Genomic DNA, 18,335 nt, shown 5'->3' with positions numbered 1-18,335 from the left:
CCAGGCAGCTCAGAAAGACGACTGCCCGGTCTGCCTGGGCGCCGGTACGTTCGCTGCCGCCCAGGCAGCTCAGAAAGGCACAAAGCCGGCGTTGCTGCAATTATTCAAGTTCGCTGCCGCCCAGGCAGCTCAGAAAAACGGCCTCGGCCTGCTGCATCACGTAGATGAGTTCGCTGCCGCCCAGGCAGCTCAGAAACTTGACGTGCTGGTGGCCGGTATCGAGTGCGAGTTCGCTGCCGCCCAGGCAGCTCAGAAAAAGCTGGATCGGATGGCAACGGCGATCACCGAGTTCGCTGCCGCCCAGGCAGCTCAGAAATCCCCGAGCCCCACCGTTGGCGTGAGCCAGGTGTTCGCTGCCGCCCAGGCAGCTCAGAAATCGACCGGGACGAGCAATTCGCGGCGGCATAGGTTCGCTGCCGCCCAGGCAGCTCAGAAACAGGAGCTGGCGGCCCAGGCCCAGGCCATGGGGTTCGCTGCCGCCCAGGCAGCTCAGAAATCCTGCATGTGCCGATCAATGATCGACTGCATGTTCGCTGCCGCCCAGGCAGCTCAGAAAAATGAGGTAAAGATACCTAGTGCAAAATGACTGTTCGCTGCCGCCCAGGCAGCTCAGAAATCGGCGATGGTCCCGAGGCGGATCAGGTTATGGTTCGCTGCCGCCCAGGCTTTGCTTCACAACCAGAAGGTACCAAAACTTGTATGCAGGCATCTTGTTCCGGCTCATTCCGGGCTAGCAGAGCATGTTGCCGGCGGTGGAGGTGAATCAGGCAGGAAAGTATGAGAGATGGGCCAGCATTGTTAAACATTGCAAAAACCGCCTTGGAAACGGGGTCAGACGGTTTCCAAGCGGCACAACGCAAGTCAATAATGCCTTGCCGATAAGGCGATAACACAACCGTCGAGGTTCCTCATATGCTTTCTCGCTTCAAGATCGGCACACGGCTCGGCGTGGCCTTTGGGCTCGTGCTTGCGTTGTTGCTCGGTACGTTTGCCGCCGGCGTTCTGGGGCTCAGCTCGATAAGGGACACCGCCAATAACACGCTGAACAAGGATATTGCCCTGGGCAACAATGCAGCCAAGGTTCAGCAGCTTGCGCTTGAAGAGCGTCGATATGAAAAAGATACCTTCATCAATATCGGCGACCTGGACAAGGCAGCTTCCTATTTCGAAAAGTGGGAGCATTCCCGGGAAGCGCTTGCGAACGTTCTAGCCGAAGGTAATGCGTTGGCAAGGCAAGACGAAATAAAGGCACTTTATTCCGACGCCGGGAAAGCCCTGGAAGACTATGCGCAAGGATTTCGTGCCGTGTATGAGAAGATTGTCAGCGGGGATGTCCAAGGGACGGCGCAGGCTAACTCGGTGTTCGGTCAATACAAGGATGCTATCTATCGTCTCGAGGACCTGGCGGTAAAGATCGATGAAGCAGTGGCTGAGCGAGTGGCTATAGCGGTTAACAGTATCGATCAACAGTATCAGACTGCTTTCAAGTCCCTGCTGGGATTTGCGGTCTTTGCGCTTTTGTTGGCCGTGGGACTGGCTTATGCCATCACTCGGAGCATTTCCCGGCCGTTGCACCGTGCCGTGGGAATCGCACAGCGTGTTGCTAAAGGCGACTTGACGTCGCGGATCGATAAAAACGGAAAGGACGAGATATCACTGTTGTTCTCTGCTCTGCTTGAAATGCAGGAGCATCTGAGTGGACTGGTCCGGGAGCTCCGTCGCAGTAGTGATAGTGTTTTCAGTGGCTCGAATGAAATCGCCCTGGGTAGCCAGGATCTGGCGGCACGTACCGAAGCCCAGGCTGCGTCGTTGCAGGAGACGGCATCGAGCATGGAGGAGATGGCTTCCACCGTGCGCCAGAATACGGAGTCGGCACAGGAGGCGGATCGTCTGTCAGCTGACGCCGCTAAGGCGGCAGAGGTTGGTGGTGGTGAGGTAAAACGCACCACTCAGCTGATGGAGACGATTGCCGAAAGCTCAAGGCAGGTCACCGAGGTTGTGACGATCATCGACTCTATCGCTTTCCAGACCAACATCCTGGCGTTGAACGCTTCGGTCGAGGCAGCGCGCGCAGGTGAGCAGGGTCGAGGTTTTGCTGTCGTCGCGCAGGAAGTACGCTCGTTGGCTAGCCGCAGTGCCGAGTCCGCCAAGACGATTCGGGGCATGGTCGAGTCCACGATGCAAGAGATTCTGGGAGGGGTTGAACAAGCGAAACGGAGTGGCGAGACAATCGAGTCTTCGGTCATGGCCATTCTTCAGGTATCCAATCTCATGAAAGAGATCTCGACCGCCACGCGCGAGCAGAACAGTGGCATAGAACAGATCAACATAGCGCTGACTCAGTTGGATTCGGCGACCCAGCAAAATGCCTCGCTGGTGGATGAGACCAGTCAGGCCGCGGCTTCGCTGAAAGGGCAAGCCGAAACGTTGGCGGATATGATCGCAAAGTTCAAAACTGACGATCAGGGTGAAACCCAGCAGGCGGTTGCGCCATCGACCGAGTCAGTCAGGACTTCCAGCCTGCCCGCCCCGCCTGCCAGAAAGTCCGGCAAAGTGGCCGAATTGGAGGAGTGGGAGGCTTTCTGACCCGGCGATCGAGGGGCGGGCGAGGCATTGCGGAGGTGTATCTAAACTCGACAAAGGTCAACTGCATCGGGACGTCGCGGTCGATTCTATGGATCGGCCGCGGAGTCGTGTCCATTTCTGGCCTACAGCCAAGCTGTCATATCGGAGTCTCTGGATAAAGCCCGGGCTGACCTTTCGCGGGTTGAGGCTGAACCTGGTCTGGCCGCCTGGGTACATGAATCCCAGCGTATCTTCCTGCGTCCAAGGCGCACCGCCGCCCAGGCAGCTTGGGCGTTGAGTTTTTTCAGCGTGCCGCTGATCGCGCTGCGGGACCGTAGTGCGCGACCTGAGGGCGGCAATACTTTGCGGGGGCGGTCGGTCGGTGAGGGAGGCTGGCTTGGGTGCGTGTTGTCAGTATCTTGCCTCTGTGTCGGGCTGCCATGTGACGGGTCCGGCGTAGGCGGCTTCCTGGCTCAAGTTGTTTGGCTACCTGCCGATAGCAAATGTTGTATACATAGTGTTCAAGAGTTGTACGAATATGGGCATTCACCTGAGCAGGGATAAGACATGCATGATCTTTCAGTCAGGAAAGGGCTCACGCTGGCATTCAGTATCTTGATGATTATGGTCGCCTTGGTTAGCGGCTTGGGGTTCTATTCACACAAAATCGCTAGCGACAGTTTATCCGAGCTTGCCAAAATCAACGTCAAGCAGCTCAACAGCATCAACCGTGCCCAATTGAACATGTCGCAAGGCGAGACGCGCCTCGTTCAGTTCGTGAATTTTCAACGTCTCGATATGCCCGAGCGTGCGGAAAAGACGCTCGACGAGGCGCAGCGATCATTTCGCCAGGTCGTTGACCGTTTCGAGCAGTTTCGTGCCGTGAAGGTGTCGGAAGGCAACGAGCGAAAGCCCTACGTTGACGCCATCATTGATGGCTACGAGCAGTCCATGAGCGAGCCCTTTGTCGACGCAGTAATCAGCGGAGACGAGGATGCCATAGTGGCTGGCCTGGACGATTTTCGTTCCGGTTACGACGTCTTTTCCGCTGCTGTCGATGATTTTGTGCACTATGCCGAGGAGCGTGGCAATACGCTGATTCATGAAAACGTGCAGTTCAGTAAGCTTGCCGATGGTATTGGGCTGGGTCTTCTGGTCATGGCAGGTCTGATCGTTTTCTTCGTGATTCGTAACGTCAATGTCTATCTGGTCAGGCCCCTCGCGGCAGCCGTGTCCCATTGCGAGCGTGTCGCCGAGGGCGACTTGACGGCGAATGTCGAGTCGCAGGGGCGGAATGAAATCGGCCAGTTGTTCACGGCGTTGGGAAACATGCAAGGAAAGCTCACGAACCTGATCGCAACGCTTCAGTCCAGCAGCGATACCGTGGCCAGCGGCGCTTCACAGATATCGGCAGGAAGTCAGGACCTATCCTCTCGTACTGAGCAACAGGCTGCAGCATTGCAGGAAACGGCATCCAGCATGGAGCAGATTTCCTCGACCGTCCGCCAGAACACTCAGACGTCCCACTCAGCCAATGAGCTTTCTACCCAGGCGGCCAGCCAGGCCGAGGAAGGCATTCGAGAAGTGGAGCAGACGGTATCGCTGATGAAGGACATCGAGCGTAGTTCCGAACAGATCAGTGAAATCATCCAGGTCATCGATTCGATAGCTTTCCAGACCAATATCCTTGCTCTGAACGCTTCCGTCGAAGCGGCGCGTGCCGGTGAGCATGGACGAGGATTTGCGGTTGTTGCCAGCGAGGTCCGAACGCTGGCGACCCGCACGGCGGGATCCTCGCAGGAAATTCACCGGATGATCGAGGATGTGAACTCAAAAATAACCAGCGGGTCGGCTCAGGCTGGGCGTAGCGGTGAGAAGATTCGCGATGTCGTTTCTGTCATCCATCGGGTCTCGGAACTGCTTGGCGAGCTGTCGATGTCCGCTCAGGAGCAGGAATCGGGCATTACCCAGATCGGCAGTGCGGTGACAGAAATGGATTCCGTCACCCAGCAGAATGCTTCCCTGGTACAGCAGACAAGCGCCGCGGCCGCTTCGCTGGAACAGGAATCCCGGCGGCTGGCCGAAATGGTCGCTCATTTCAAGCTCGATGCGAATACAAGGGCCACGCTATCCCGGGTCTCGAACGACGCGGGCGCTCGCTCGCCTGACTCTCCGGCCGCGTTGCCTGCAAGGGCAGCGAAGCGTGAACCTGAATGGGCAGATTTCTGAGTCCTGATCTGTCTCGCCCCACCGGGTCGACCGGAAGGGCGAGGCCGCTTGCGTGCCTCGGTTCCGAGGTTGCAGTCGTTCGCGACTAGGTGCCGGCCTTCTGCTGGCTCAGGTGCTCCATGAAGCGCCGGCGCCATTCGAGCAGGCTGTTGCGGCGAAGTACGCCGATCATCTGCTGGTAACGTTCACGGCGCTCGTCCTGCGGCATGTTCAGGGCCTGTTCGATGGCGCTGGCGATGGCGTGGACGTCATACGGATTGACCAGCAGTGCGCCGCTCAATTCGCTGGCGGCGCCGGCCAGCTCGCTGAGCACCAGCACGCCGGGGTCCTCGGGGTCCTGGGCGGCGACGAATTCCTTGCAGACCAGGTTCATGCCGTCTCGCAGCGGGGTCACCAGGCCGACCCGGGCGGAGCGGAACAGGCCGATCAGCGCTTCGCGGGGGTAGGTCTTGTTGAGGTAGTGCACCGGCACCCAGTCGAGATCGGCATAGGTGCCGTTGATGTGCCCGGCCATCTCCTCGAGTTGACGACGCAGCTCGTCGTACTCGGGGATCGCGCTGCGCGAGGGGCTGGCGATCTGCATGAAGATCGTCTGCTGGCGGCGGTGCTTGAAGTGGGTGAGCAGTGCCTCGAAGGCGTTGAAGCGCTGCACCAGGCCCTTGGAGTAGTCGAGGCGGTCGGCGCCGATGATCAGGTCGCGCTCGCCGAGATCCTGCTTGAGCTGGCGGGCCTGCTCGTTGGCGCAGGAGCGCTCGGCCTCGCCGGCCAGCTCCTCGACGTCGATGCCTACCGGGTAGACGCCGGTGCGCACCTGCTTGCCGTTGCACTCGATGGTGTCGCCGAAGACCACGGCGTCGAAGGTCTCGATGACCGCCTGGCGGAAGGCATGCAGGTCGTTGTCGGTCTGGAAGCCGAGCAGGTCGTAGTGCAACAGGTCGTCGAGCAGCTCGCGATAGCCGGGCAGGGCGCGCAGCAGGTCGTAGCTGGGGAAGGGGATGTGCAGGAAGAAACCGATCGGATCGGTGACGCCCTGCTCGCGTAGCTGCTTGCCCAGCGGCAGCAGGTGGTAGTCGTGCACCCAGATCAGTTCGCCGCCCTCGAGCAGCGTGCTCAGGGAGCTGGCGAAGCGCTCGTTGACCCGCTGGTAGGCCTTGGCGTAGTTCAGCCGGAAGTCCATGGCGCCGAGGTTGAAGTGGAAGACCGGCCAGACGACTTCGTTGGAGAAGCCCAGGTAGTAGTCGTCGTAGTCTTCCTTGGACAGCGGGAGGGTGGCGTAGGTGATGTTGTCGCGCTGCACGGTGGTGGGGCGGCTGGTCGCCGACTGGCTGACCTTGCCGTCCCAGCCGAACCACAGCCCGCCGTACTCGTCGAGGGCGCCGGTGATCGCCACGGCCAGGCCGCCGGCCTGGGGCTTGCCGGGCTCGGGGATGGATACGCGATTGGAAATGACGACGAGACGGGTCATACGGCCTCCTCCCAGCTGCGGCTGAGGTGTAGTGCCGAGTTGATCAACCCGACCATGCTGTAGGTTTGCGGGAAGTTCCCCCACAGTTCGTGATTCGCGGTGTCCAGGTCTTCGGAGAGCAGCCCCTGGCGGTTGCGGCAGTCGAGCATGTTCTCGAACAGCCGCCGCGCTTCCTCCTTGCGGCCGATCGCCCAGAGCGCGTCGATGTACCAGAAGGTGCAGATGTTGAAGGCGTTCTCGGGGCGGCCGAAGTCGTCGGCGGCGGCGTAGCGGAACAGGTGGTCGCCGCGGCGCAGCTCGGCCTCGATGGCACGGACCGTGGAGGCGAAACGGGGGTCGTCGGCTTCGAGGAAGTCGAGTTCGTGCATCAACAGCAGGCTGGCGTCCATGGTGTCGCCGCCGAAGCTCTCGGTGAAGGCCTGGCGGGACTCGCTCCACGCCTCGCGACAGATGACTTCGTGCATGCGGTCGGCCTGCTGGCGCCAGCGGGTCGAATCCTCGGCCAGCGTGAGCTGGTCGGCGATGCGCGCCAGCCTGTCGCAGGCCGCCCAGCACATGATCGCCGAATAGGTGTGCACACGGGCGCGGCCGCGATATTCCCAGATGCCGGCGTCGGGCTTGTCGAACAGCCGCGCGGCCTGCTCGCCGAGCAGCGTGAGGCGGCGGAACAGCGCCTCGTCGCCGGGGCGCGCCAGACGCTCGTCGAAGAACGCCTGGTTGGCGGCCAGCACCACGGCACCGTAGACGTCGTGCTGGATCTGGCTGTAGGCGGCGTTGCCGGTGCGTACCGGCCCCATGCCGCGATAACCGGCGAGTCCCGGGACGTCGTGCTCGTCGAGCCGTGCCTCGCCGCCGATGCCGTAGAGCGGTTGCAGCTCGTGCTCGGCGGCACCGACGACCAGGTTGAGGATATAGTTGAGGTAATTCTCCATGGTCGCGGTGGCGCCCAGCCGGTTGAGCGCATGGACCACGAAATAGGCGTCGCGCAGCCAGCAGTAGCGATAGTCCCAGTTGCGCTGGCTGTTGGCGGCCTCGGGCACCGAGGTGGTCATTGCCGCGATCACCGCGCCGGTGTCCTCGAAGGTGCTCAGCTTGAGGGTGGTCGCTGCGCGGATCACCGCGTTCTGCCAGTCGAAGGGAATCGCTAGCCCGCGGACCCATTCGTGCCAGTAGGTGGCGGTCTCGGTGTGGAAACGCTGGCACATGGCGGTCACCGATTCGGTGACGCTCTCGTCGGGGCCGAGCAGGAAGTTGAGTTCGCCGTCGAGCACGATCGGCGATTCCTGCTGGACATAGGTCACCGAGGCATCGGTGGTCAGGCGCGTGACCCGGTTGCGGCCGATGTAGCGAATATGGTGACTGCCGTGGGTGAGGTCGAGCTTCTGGGCGCCGTAGTCGGTGGTCGGGCGCAGCTTGACGCGGATCACCGGGGTGCCTTCGAGCCGCTCGACCCGGCGCACCAGCGCCACCGGGCGGAAGGCGCGGCCGAACTGGCGAAAGCGCGGGCAGAAGTCGCTGATGCGTATACGCCCGCCGTACTTGTCGGTGAGTTCGGTGCACAGGATCGCGGTGTTGCGCTGGTAGTACTGCCGGGTGTCGACCAGGTCCTGCAGTTCGATGGCGAAATAGCCGCGATCCTGGGTGTCCATCAGGCGCGAAAAGAAGGGATCGCCGTCGAAGCGTGGCAGGCAGCACCAGACGATGCGCGCCTGGGAATCGACCAGCGCACCGACCTGGCAGTTGCCGATCAGGCCGAGTTCGAGGTTGCTTTGTTCCACATCGGGGGACGGGGTCAAGTGGCTTGCGTTGTCAGGCTCTCCAGCCATGTCAGTACCTCCTGTACTGATTCAAGATAGCAGGTTGCGGCAGTCTCATCCTGGCTGCCGACACGCACGGAATGCCCGCCGCGGGCGTTGACGATGCGAAAGGCGTCCTCGTCGGTGACGTCGTCGCCGATGAACACCGGCGTTCGGGCCTGGAAGGTCGGCGCTTCGTCGAGCAGCCGGGCCACGGCAGTACCTTTGTGGTAGCCGCTTGGGCGCAATTCAAGGACGCACTTGCCGGGGACCAGCTCGAAGGTTTCGCCCAGCGCCCGATGCTGGGCGGCGAAGAACTCGCGACAGGCTTCGGCGAGCTCCGGGGCTCCGCGGTAGTGCAGGGTCAGCGAGACGCCCTTGTCCTCGTAGTGCAGGCCGGGATGGTCGGCGACGAAGGCCGCCAGGGCGTCGCGGCAGGATGCCAGCTGGGCGGGCTGGGCGATCGCCGTGTGGCGGCTGCCGTCGGCATCGCGCCACTCCAGCCCGTGGATGCCGGCCATCGGCAGCGAGACCGGCCCGAGCAGCTGTTCGAGCTGGTCCAGCGGACGTCCGCTGACCACCGCCACGGCGCCGTCGAAGGTCTTGCCGAGTTCGTCGAGCAGGCGCTTCAGGCGTGGCGATACCCGTACCTCGCTGGGATGGGCGGCCAGCGATACCAGGGTGCCGTCGAAGTCGAGAAACAGCGCCCAGTCGCGGCGCGGCGAGGGAAGGGTCGTCGAGGGTGTGGGCATTGGGTTCCGCGTGATCGTCGCTGCGTGAATGGTCGGGTTCGTCGGTATCACCAGCCTGGATCGCTCCAGACTGGTGCCTGGTGAGACCCGCCCATGATAGGCAGATCGGGGCGGCGGTTGGCAACGCCGGCTACCCGCTGGCCGTGCCCCGGGACGCCGTTTCAGGCGGAACCGGGCGGTGCGGTGCCGGGCGGGTCAGTGCTCGGCCTGTTCGAAGCGCTCGGCGGCGCGCAGTGCTTCGTCCTGCGTGGCATGCTCGGAGACGACGTTTTCGTTGTCGGGCTGGCTTTCGTCGATCACGATCCAGCCGGTAATCGTCTCCTTCAGGTCGCTGCTATCGATGATCGGTTCGACGCGGGCTTGTTTCTGCATGGTCATCCTCCGTGATGAGCGGTTAGAAGCCTTCCCGGGTCAGTTCGCCGGAAGGCGGACGGTTGAGTTCGGTGCAGGGGCAGTCCTGATGGGCACAGGGCATGCCATCCGGATGGCCCGCGGCACACCCCGAGCAACAGAACGCCTGGCCCTCGCTGAGCGCGGCATTGTCGCTGGTGACTTCATGTTCGCAGCCCGTGCAGGCGCAGGTTCCCAACTCGGCCATCGCGTCTCTCCTTGGCGTCGGTAGTGAGTGCCCCTGTCAGCGTAGACAAGCCGCCGAACCGATTGCCAGCGCTGGATCGGGTCAGTCGCCATCCGCGGCGGAGGCCTGGAAGGCGCGCTTGTCGTCGGGCAGGCGCACGGTATCGCCGAGCGACAGCTTGCCCAGCGAGTCCACGCGCTCGCCGCTGGCGGCGTCGATCAGCGCGACCACTTCGCCGATGCTGGTGGCGTCTCGGTAGGCTTCGACGCGGATACGCACGCTGGCGCCCTGGTAGCGGGCGGTGACGATGCTGCCGGGGTGGGGCTCGCCGTACTCGTTGGGATCCTTGGCGTAGTGCGAGGCAACGCTGCCGGCGCCGGGGGCGTCCCAGTCGACGTGCTTGTGCATGGCGCTCTCCTGTCCGTGAGTGTCCCTGACAGGGTAGCGCGCCCGGCCGCGTTGCGCCCAGTGGGCAGCGACCGGGGCGGTGCTGGGGAGCGTTCTAGAAGCGGAAGCTGAGTCCGCCCATGATCACCAGTGGGTCGATTTCGACGTTGGCGTCGTAATCCGTGCCGCCGATCGTGGCGGTGGCGTCACTGTCGATATCCAGGTACCAGGCAGCGGCGTTGAGTGCCCAGTGCTCGTCGATCAGCAGATCGACGCCGACCTGGGCGGCGGCGCCCCAGGAGTCGTCGAGATCGAGCTGGCCGACGTCCAGGTCTTCGTCCGAGAAGTGGGTGTAGTTGATACCGGCACCGACGTAGGGCTGCACGCGTGCGTCGGTGCCGCCCAGCGGGTAGTACTGAAGGGTCAGGGTCGGCGGCAGGTGCTTGGTGGAAGCCATGTTGTCGCCGTTGAGCGCGATGTCGTGCTCGAAGGGTTCGGCGGCGAGCAACTCGACGCCCAGCTTGTCGGTGAAGCGGTAGCCAAGCGTGAAGGCGAAGCCGCTATCGTCGCCGACATCGACGCCGAGGCCCAGGTCGTTGAAGTCGCCGTTGTCGCTCTTGGGGTCGACCTTGGCGACGCCGAAGCGGGTGAACATATCGCCTTCACCGTAGGCCAACGCGGGCGCGGTGGATACCAGGCCGGCGGCGAACAGGGCGGCGGAAAGCAGGACGGGGGTGCGCATCACGAGGTCTCCGGATCGGTTGTTGGTCCTTGCCCTTGCTGCGAGGTATCGCTTCGGTGCGGGCAGGCACGCTCACAATAACCCTAAAGACCGTGTGGGAATTTGCTCTGGGACAAGTCACGCTGCGGTTGCGCCGGTCAGTTGGCCCAGGACACGACCTGGATCAAAAAAGCCCGCCGAAGGCGGGCTCTGGAGAATCGCTTGAGCGCGCTTACTTCTTGCTGGCGCGCTTGCGCTCGTTCTCGGTGAGGTGCTTCTTGCGCAACCGGATGTGGTTGGGGGTGATCTCGACCAGTTCGTCGTCGTCGAGGAACTCGATCGCCTGCTCGAGGCTGAAGCGCACCGGCGGGGTCAGCACGATGTTCTCGTCGTTGCCCGAGGCGCGCATGTTGTCGAGCTTCTTGCCCTTGGTCGGGTTGACCACCATGTCGCTGGCACGGTTGTTGATGCCGATCAGCATGCCTTCGTAGACCTCGGTGCCGTGATCGATGATCAGCTTGCCGCGTTCCTGCAGGGCGTAGAGCGCATAGGCCAGCGCCTTGCCGGGCACCATCGAGACCAGAACGCCGTTGCGGCGTTCGATGGAGGCGTCCGGCTTGAGCGGGCCGTAATGATCGAAGCGGCTGGTGAGGATGCCGGTGCCCGAGGTCAGGGTCAGGAACTGGCCGCGGAAGCCGATCAGCCCGCGCGCGGGGATGATGAAGTCCAGGCGCACGCGTCCCTTGCCGTCGGGGTTCATGTTGGTCATCTCGCCCTTGCGGTAGCCGAGCTCCTCCATGACCGCGCCCTGGTGCTGCTCCTCGCAGTCGATGATCACCTCTTCGTACGGCTCCTGCTTGACGCCGTCGATCTCCTTGATGATCACCTCGGGGCGGCCCACGGCCAGCTCGAACCCTTCGCGGCGCATGGACTCGATGAGTACCGAGAGGTGCAGCTCGCCACGCCCGGAGACCTTGAACTTCTCGGGCGATTCGCCCTGCTCGACGCGCAGCGCGACGTTGTGGATCAGCTCCTGCTCGAGGCGATCCTTGATGTTGCGGCTGGTGACGAACTTGCCGTCCTTGCCGGCGAACGGCGAGTCGTTGACCTGAAAGGTCATCGACACGGTGGGCTCGTCGACGGTCAGCGGCGGCAGCGCCTCGACGGCGGACGGATCGCACAGCGTGTCGGAGATCGCCAGGTCGTCGATGCCGGTGATGCAGATGATGTCGCCGGCTTCGGCCTGCTCGGTCTGCACCCGCTCGAGACCCATGTGGGTCATGACCTGGCCGATCTTGCCCTTGCGGGTGTTGCCTTCCTTGCTGATCACGCTGATCTGCTGGTTGGGCCGCACGCTGCCGCGCTTGATGCGGCCCAGACCGATGACGCCGACGTAGCTGGAGTAGTCGAGCGCCGAGATCTGCATCTGGAAGGGGCCGTCGAGCTCGACCTTGGGCGGCTCGACGATGTCGACGATGGACTGGAACATCGGCGACATGTCGTCGGCGAGCTGCTCCGGCTCGGGGCCGGCGATGCCGTTGAGCGCCGAGCAGTAGATGATCGGGAAGTCGAGCTGTTCATCGGAGGCGCCGAGATTGTCGAACAGGTCGAAGATCTGATCGATGACCCAGTCCGGGCGCGCGCCGGGGCGGTCGATCTTGTTGACCACGACGATCGGCTTCAAGCCCTGGTCGAAGGCCTTCTGGGTGACGAAGCGGGTCTGTGGCATGGGGCCGTCGACGGCGTCGACCAGCAGCAGCACGGAGTCGACCATCGACATCACGCGCTCGACCTCGCCACCGAAGTCGGCGTGCCCGGGGGTGTCGACGATGTTGATGTGATAGACCTGCTCGTCGGGAGCCTGCCAGCGGATCGCCGTGTTCTTGGCCAGGATGGTGATGCCGCGTTCCTTTTCCTGGTCGTTGGAGTCCATGATCCGCTCCTGGCCCTCGGCTTTACGATCCAGGGTGCCGGACTGACTCAGAAGCTTGTCGACCAGGGTGGTTTTGCCGTGGTCGACGTGAGCGATTATGGCTATGTTGCGAAGTTTCTCGATCACGACGGGATCCTGCAGGGAAATAAGGGCCGCATTATAGGGTCAGGCCGTTTCCACTGCTACCTTCGTGAGCCGACTTTCACCGTTGGCGGGGCCTACAGCTGACCCAGCAGGTAATCGAACAGCCGCCCCGGGCTCGCGGCGAGCCGCTGGTTGACGGCGATCCGCGGCAGCGCCAGTGGATTGTCGTGTCGGCCCAGCCAGCCGCCCTGGCCGGCCAGGGCCAGCGAGACCCCGCAGCGATTGGCCAGTTGCTGGACGCGCGCCGAGGGCTGGCTCTCCGGGTAGACGAAGGCCGCCAACGGCTCGCGGCACAGGCGTGCCAGCTCCTGGCGCGAGCGATGCACCTGCCAGCGCACACCGGCGTCGTCCTGGGAGTCGAGGGCGCGCATGTCGACGCCGCGCGCGCCGAAGCGGATCAGGCCGCCGTTCTCGAGACGGCGGATGCTGAAGGGGTCGAGCCCGTGGCGGGGGTGGCCGAGCTCGCCATGCAGGACCTCGCCGAGCGTCTCGAGGGTGTTCGGATCGTGCCGGGCGAGCTCCAGCAGGTAGGTCAGCAGGGCCCGGCTGTAGGCGGTATCGGGGTGCGACGGCGGCATGGGCGGTAGCGGCAGGCCGGCATCGCCCAGGGCATCGCGAATCAGCGTGGCGTGCCGACGCTGCCACAGGCCTTCGCCGATGGTGTCGCGCCAGGCGCCGTGCGGTCGGTGCAGCCAGCCGGTATTGACGAAGATGCTGGCGGGGATCGCGTAGTGGTCGAGCAGCGGCGCGGCGACCTGGAGATTGTCGCGCCAGCCGCCGTCGAAGGTCAGGCTGATGCGTGCCTGCGGGTCGTGATGGGGCTTGAGGGCGGTCTCCAGGCAGACCAGCCGCGACAGTTCGCTGAGCGTCAGCAGCAGCCGCTCGAAGCTCTCGGGACCCAGGCACCAGGGCGCGCGATGCGGCAGGCGAGCCTCGGTCTCGCTGGGCAGGACCCGCTGCAGGGCGATGATGGCGCTTCGCCCCCACAACGGTTCGATCAGGCTGCGCCGCCAGTGACCGCGCAGGCGATGCGCCAGGTCCTGGGCCAGGGACAGCGCCAGGCCGGTCATTGTCCGGCTCCGGCAGGTAACGCGTCACGACCAAGCATGCTGCTTTCTCCTTGTGCCTTGATGGCACAGCACACACCAGTACCGGCATTTTACCGCCAACCGCACGCGAGTACTAACTGACCGATCGTCGGCATTCCTCGGGTCGACATTGCAGGACTCTGGCGTGGCAAGCCTGCAGACGACCCAGCAGATCGCGTTCGGCCTGACCTTCCAGTTCGGGATCGAAGCCGCCGAGGCGTTCGAACCATACCCGCTGTACGGCGAAGACCTGGGCATGCAGCCGGGCCCGGCCGATCCGCGGGAACCAGGCGGAAGCGGGCCAGCGGTCGGCGGCCAGCACCAGTGCATCCCAGGGCTGGACGCGCAGCGCCTGATCGATCTCCTGCAGCCATGTGTCAGAGAGCTCACCGGTCGATTCGATGAACACGAGGACGTTGCCATGACCGACGTTGGCGGCGGCGTTGAGCCGCGCGCCACGCGTCAGCCCGGGCAATGTCAGCGTCCGGGCACCGTGACGCTCCGCCAGATTGCCCAGGGGCAGGCGTGGGCGGTCGACGATGAGCCAGCGTTCGACATCGCCCTCGATCCGCCCAGCCAGCTTCTCCAGGATTTGCAGACAGCGTTCTGCGCGGTTGTAACCTCGTCGAAAATCGATGACCACACTGTATGTATTCATGTGCCTGGCGACCTGGAATCCGGTAGGGCCCCGGTTACCGTGACGTTGACGTGGGCCGTCCGATGTCACGACGCTGCAACGGCGCTTTTGTCAACGTCTCGCAGGCCTCCGTCGTCTCCTGGCTATTGCGATAGTTGTGTAAACGAAGAGTAGCTCCGAGTTTCAGAGTGTTTCAATTGGCCAGCTAGCTGAATTTGCCGCTTTCGTGGTTGGTTTTCGTCGCGTGCAAAGGAGTGAGGCGCTTAATGCGCTAATGCTTGGCTGGCTGGGGGAGGGCCGGTCTAGCTGGCGGCCGGCACGGTCACTCGATGAACCGGAATAGTGCATTAGGGGTGATTTGTGCTCCTTCATGGTGCGTCGGCGAGGTGCGTGCACCGCCATGATGCGCTTTCGGGCAATTGTCGGGCGCTTCACGGCATCCTTGGTTGGTCGCTTTCGGCTTGTAATTCATGCACTTGGTTAAAGTTGGCAAGCGTCCTTGCGCCATTTTGGCACGGCTTCTGCATTTGTTTTGGCAGAAATGGCATGCATGGGCAATCCGCGCCCCGACGTGCTAAAACGACGCTGGACACGCAAGCCAATGGCTCATCTGTGGAGGACACCATGTCTGAGAAGACTCTAGCCCTGATCGAAGAACACGACGTCAAGTGGGTAGACCTGCGCTTTACCGATACCAAGGGCAAGGAGCAACACGTTACGATTCCGGCCAGCGCGGTCGACGATGAGTTCTTCGAGGACGGTCAGATGTTCGACGGCTCCTCCATCGAAGGCTGGAAGGGCATCAACGAATCCGACATGATCCTGCGCCCGGAAGACGGCTCTGGTTTCCTCGACCCGTTCACCGAAGATGCGACCCTGGTGTTGCGCTGCGACATCATCGAGCCGTCGACCATGCAGGGTTACGAGCGCGACCCGCGCTCCATCGCCAAGCGCGCGGAGGCTTTCCTGAGCGCTTCCGGTCTCGGCGACACCGCCTTCTTCGGCCCCGAGCCGGAATTCTTCATCTTCGATGAGGTGCACTGGAAGGCCGACATCGAAGGCGCCATGTACAAGATCACCTCCGAGGAAGGCGCCTGGTCGACCGATCGCAAGATCGAAGGCGGCAACCTGGCCCACCGTCCGCGCGTCAAGGGCGGCTACTTCCCGGTCCCGCCGGTGGACAGCTTCCACGACATCCGTAGCGCGATGTGCAACACCCTCGAGGCGATCGGTCAGAGCGTCGAAGTGCATCACCATGAGGTGGCGAACGCCGGCCAGAACGAGATCGGCGTCAAGTTCAACACCCTGGTCAAGAAGGCCGACGAGGTTCAGGAACTCAAGTACGTGGTCCACAACGTGGCTCACGCCTACGGCAAGACCGCGACCTTCATGCCCAAGCCGCTGGTCGGCGACAACGGTTCCGGCATGCACGTTCACTCCTCCTTCTGGAAGGATGGCGAGAACCAGTTCGCCGGCGACGAATACGCCGGGCTGTCCGAAACAGCGCTGTACTACATCGGCGGTATCATCAAGCACGCACGGGCGCTGAATGCCTTCACCAACGCTTCGACCAACTCCTACAAGCGTCTGGTGCCGGGCTTCGAGGCGCCGGTCATGCTGGCCTACTCGGCGCGCAACCGTTCCGCGTCGATCCGCATCCCGTACACCGCCAGCCCCAAGGGCAAGCGTGTCGAGTGCCGCTTCCCCGACCCCACCGCCAACCCGTACCTGGCGTTCGCGGCGATGCTGATGGCCGGCATCGACGGCGTGAAGAACAAGATTCACCCCGGCGACGCGATGGACAAGAACCTCTACGACCTGCCGCCGGAAGAGGGCAAGAAGGTCCCGACCGTGGCCAACAGCCTCGAGCAGGCGCTCGAAGCGCTGGACAACGATCGCGCCTTCCTGACCGAGGGTGGCGTGTTCACCGACGACATGATCGATGCCTATATCGAACTCAAGGGTGAAGATGTCGAGCGCCTGCGCATGACGACTCACCCGGTCGAATTCGACCTCTACTACAGCTGCTGAGCAGCCGAGCGATACAGGTCGTTCGAGTACCGAGGCCCGCCGTCATGGCGGGCCTTTTTGCATTACACTGGCGGCCATCGTCAATCGCTCAAGTGCCGCTCTGGCGCGACGGCACGGGAGGGTGAAAGGGTCATGATCAAGCGCGTTTTCACGCTGACGTTACTGTGTGCCGTTTCGCTCGGGGCGGCGGTGGCCGGGGCGGCCAGCGTCTATCGCACGACCGATGCGCAGGGCAATGTGGTGTTTACCGACAAGCCGGTGGATAACGCGGAGCGGGTCGATCTCGAGCCGTTGACCGTGGTGCCCTCCGCGCAGATCGAGGCCGCTCCGGCGCGCACGCCGCGTGCCGAGCCGGCCGACTCGCGCGGCGTCGGCCAGCCCTTCATGCCCTATTCGACCTTCCGCATCGCCGAACCCGAGGATGGACAGACCCTGCCCACCGGGGCGGCCGGGAACGTGCAGGTGCAACTGGCCATCGAGCCGGCGCTGCGTGAGGATCACAAGGTACGCCTGCTCCTCGATGGCGCGATAAGCCAGTCGGCCCTGCATAGCCGTGCCTTCATGCTCACCAACCTGTATCGCGGCGAACATACCCTCGTCGCCGAACTGCTGGACGCCGAGGGCCAGGTGCGTCATCGCAGTGCGCCGGTGACGCTGTACGTTCATCGCGCCAGCGTCAATATGCCCGCCAATCCCAATTGAAGGCCCGCCGCCCGGGTTGCTGCTGCTGCGCCGAGAGGCGCGCCAGTCGAGGCACCCGGCGGCATCTCGCGGGACGGCTCGGGCAGGGCGCACCGTCGGCGGCCTGAAGTGGGGCAACGCCGACTCCTGCGCCACTCTGCTGCACCATTCTGGTGCCTTGTGCGTCCGCGCCCCGCAAGGTGGCCCGCTTGCCACGGGCCTGGCCAGGCTGGCGCGCTTCTTGCAACCATCAAGCTAACGGGGCCCGGGATGTCGAGACGCACCATGTACCAACGCTTGCTGGAAAACCTGACGACGGCGGTCCTGCTGCTCGATGAGCGGCTGGCCGTGCGCTGGCTCAATCCGGCCGCCGAGGCGTTGCTGGCGGTGAGCCGCGGCCGGGTCGAGGGGACGCGCCTGGAGTGTCTCGAAGGCGAAAGCGGTGCGGTCGCCGATGTGCTGCGCAAGGCCCTCGACGAGTACCACCCCTTCACCCAGCGCGAGGCCATATTGCTGCTTGCCGGCGGCGAGGCGATTACCGTCGATTTCACCGTCACGCCCTTGTCGCAAGCCGAACTGCTGCTCGAGATCGAGCCGCGCGACCGGCTGTTGCGGATCTCCCGCGAGGAGGCGCTGGTCACCCGCCAGGAAACCATCAAGGTGCTGTCGCGGGGCCTTGCCCACGAGATCAAGAATCCGCTGGGCGGCATTCGCGGCGCGGCGCAACTGCTCGAACGCGACCTGCCCGACCCGCAGCTGGCCGAGTTCACCCGGGTGATCGTCGAGGAGGCCGACCGGCTGCGCGATCTGGTTGATCGCATGCTCGGCCCCAACAACCTGGTACACCACGAGCCACTCAACGTGCATCGGGTGCTCGAGCGGGTACGCGCGCTGCTCGAGGCCGAGCATCCCCGGGTCGACTATGTGCGCGATTACGACCCCAGCCTGCCCGACCTGCACGGTGACGAGTCGCAGTTGATCCAGGCGGTACTCAACGTGGCGCGCAACGCGGTCCAGGCGATGGAGGAGAGCGGCACGCCCTCGCCGCGGCTGACGCTGCGTACCCGCGCCAGGCGGCAGTTCACGCTGGGTGCCGAGCGCCACCGGCTGGTCTGCGAGGTGGCGATCGTCGACAACGGCCCGGGGATCCCCCTGGCGCTGCGCGAGACGCTGTTCTACCCGATGGTCTCGGGGCGTGCCGAGGGCAGCGGCCTGGGCCTGTCGATCGCCCAGTCGATCCTGCATCAGCATCAGGGGCTGGTCGAGTGCGACTCGCATCCCGGCTGTACCGAATTCCGTCTCCTGATGCCGCTGGACATTCACCAGTGA

At 63.6% G+C, this 18,335-nt stretch carries 15 protein-coding genes and 1 CRISPR repeat array (1 of these 16 cut by a window edge); of the genes, 5 read left to right on the top strand and 10 right to left on the bottom strand.

What is annotated here, in order from left to right; all coding sequences use genetic code 11:
• Nucleotides 1–616: direct repeats of the CRISPR family, unit length 28 nt; unit sequence GTTCGCTGCCGCCCAGGCAGCTCAGAAA (it extends 2,713 nt beyond the left edge of the window).
• A gap of 296 nt (nt 617–912) precedes the next feature.
• Nucleotides 913–2,586: a methyl-accepting chemotaxis protein gene (locus HR9077_RS04355; protein ID WP_136065504.1), complete on the top strand. Its 1,674-nt coding sequence runs from the start codon at nt 913–915 to the stop codon at nt 2,584–2,586.
• A 546-nt stretch (nt 2,587–3,132) separates the two neighbouring features.
• Entirely contained in the window at nt 3,133–4,794 is a 1,662-nt protein-coding gene (locus tag HR9077_RS04350; protein ID WP_136065502.1) for a methyl-accepting chemotaxis protein, read from the top strand.
• Nucleotides 4,795–4,879: 85 nt separating this feature from the next.
• Here the strand turns inward: HR9077_RS04350 and HR9077_RS04345 are convergent, their stop codons facing one another.
• The 10 genes from HR9077_RS04345 to HR9077_RS04305 form a co-directional block, all read right to left on the bottom strand.
• Nucleotides 4,880–6,259, bottom strand: coding sequence for an alpha,alpha-trehalose-phosphate synthase (UDP-forming) (locus HR9077_RS04345; RefSeq protein WP_136065500.1), 1,380 nt, complete (start codon nt 6,257–6,259; stop codon nt 4,880–4,882).
• Entirely contained in the window at nt 6,256–8,085 is a 1,830-nt protein-coding gene (locus HR9077_RS04340; protein ID WP_168380888.1) for a glycoside hydrolase family 15 protein, read from the bottom strand. The genes HR9077_RS04345 and HR9077_RS04340 overlap by 4 nt, the downstream gene beginning before the upstream one ends.
• Nucleotides 8,052–8,807, bottom strand: coding sequence for a trehalose-phosphatase (gene otsB, locus HR9077_RS04335; protein WP_136065498.1), 756 nt, complete (start codon nt 8,805–8,807; stop codon nt 8,052–8,054). The genes HR9077_RS04340 and otsB overlap by 34 nt, the downstream gene beginning before the upstream one ends.
• A 195-nt stretch (nt 8,808–9,002) precedes the next feature.
• Complete coding sequence (locus tag HR9077_RS21850) at nt 9,003–9,179, bottom strand: hypothetical protein (RefSeq protein WP_168380887.1); 177 nt, start codon at nt 9,177–9,179, stop codon at nt 9,003–9,005.
• Nucleotides 9,180–9,201: 22 nt separating this feature from the next.
• Nucleotides 9,202–9,405: a hypothetical protein gene (locus HR9077_RS04330; protein ID WP_136065496.1), complete on the bottom strand. Its 204-nt coding sequence runs from the start codon at nt 9,403–9,405 to the stop codon at nt 9,202–9,204.
• An 81-nt stretch (nt 9,406–9,486) separates the two neighbouring features.
• Nucleotides 9,487–9,792: a hypothetical protein gene (locus tag HR9077_RS04325; RefSeq protein WP_136065494.1), complete on the bottom strand. Its 306-nt coding sequence runs from the start codon at nt 9,790–9,792 to the stop codon at nt 9,487–9,489.
• Nucleotides 9,793–9,886: 94 nt separating this feature from the next.
• On the bottom strand, nt 9,887–10,513 hold the full coding sequence (locus tag HR9077_RS04320) for an OmpW/AlkL family protein (RefSeq protein ID WP_136065492.1): 627 nt from the start codon (nt 10,511–10,513) through the stop codon (nt 9,887–9,889).
• Nucleotides 10,514–10,724: 211 nt separating this feature from the next.
• Nucleotides 10,725–12,551: a translational GTPase TypA gene (typA, locus tag HR9077_RS04315; RefSeq protein ID WP_136065490.1), complete on the bottom strand. Its 1,827-nt coding sequence runs from the start codon at nt 12,549–12,551 to the stop codon at nt 10,725–10,727.
• Between the two features lie 92 nt (nt 12,552–12,643).
• A complete protein-coding gene (locus HR9077_RS04310; protein ID WP_136065488.1) occupies nt 12,644–13,639 on the bottom strand; it encodes a polysaccharide deacetylase family protein in 996 nt (331 codons plus the stop codon).
• Between the two features lie 112 nt (nt 13,640–13,751).
• Nucleotides 13,752–14,315, bottom strand: coding sequence for a glycosyltransferase family protein (locus tag HR9077_RS04305; protein ID WP_136065486.1), 564 nt, complete (start codon nt 14,313–14,315; stop codon nt 13,752–13,754).
• 603 nt (nt 14,316–14,918) lie between these two features.
• Here HR9077_RS04305 and glnA point away from each other — a divergent pair.
• The 3 genes from glnA to glnL all read left to right on the top strand — a co-directional run bounded on the left by glnA (nt 14,919) and on the right by glnL (nt 18,335).
• Nucleotides 14,919–16,325 carry a glutamate--ammonia ligase gene (gene glnA, locus HR9077_RS04300; RefSeq protein WP_136065484.1) on the top strand — a complete coding sequence of 469 codons (1,407 nt, stop codon included), beginning with the start codon at nt 14,919–14,921 and terminating at the stop codon, nt 16,323–16,325.
• A gap of 132 nt (nt 16,326–16,457) precedes the next feature.
• The gene (locus HR9077_RS04295) at nt 16,458–17,027 is read left to right on the top strand and encodes a DUF4124 domain-containing protein (protein ID WP_136065482.1); all 570 of its coding nucleotides are present in this window, start codon (nt 16,458–16,460) and stop codon (nt 17,025–17,027) included.
• 264 nt (nt 17,028–17,291) lie between these two features.
• Complete coding sequence (gene glnL / locus HR9077_RS04290; protein WP_136065480.1) at nt 17,292–18,335, top strand: nitrogen regulation protein NR(II); 1,044 nt, start codon at nt 17,292–17,294, stop codon at nt 18,333–18,335.

It is taken from the genome of Modicisalibacter radicis (assembly GCF_900961225.1).
Classification (GTDB): domain Bacteria; phylum Pseudomonadota; class Gammaproteobacteria; order Pseudomonadales; family Halomonadaceae; genus Modicisalibacter.
Note: the sequence above shows the minus strand (reverse complement) of the source record. Positions and strands in the feature narration are given on the sequence as shown.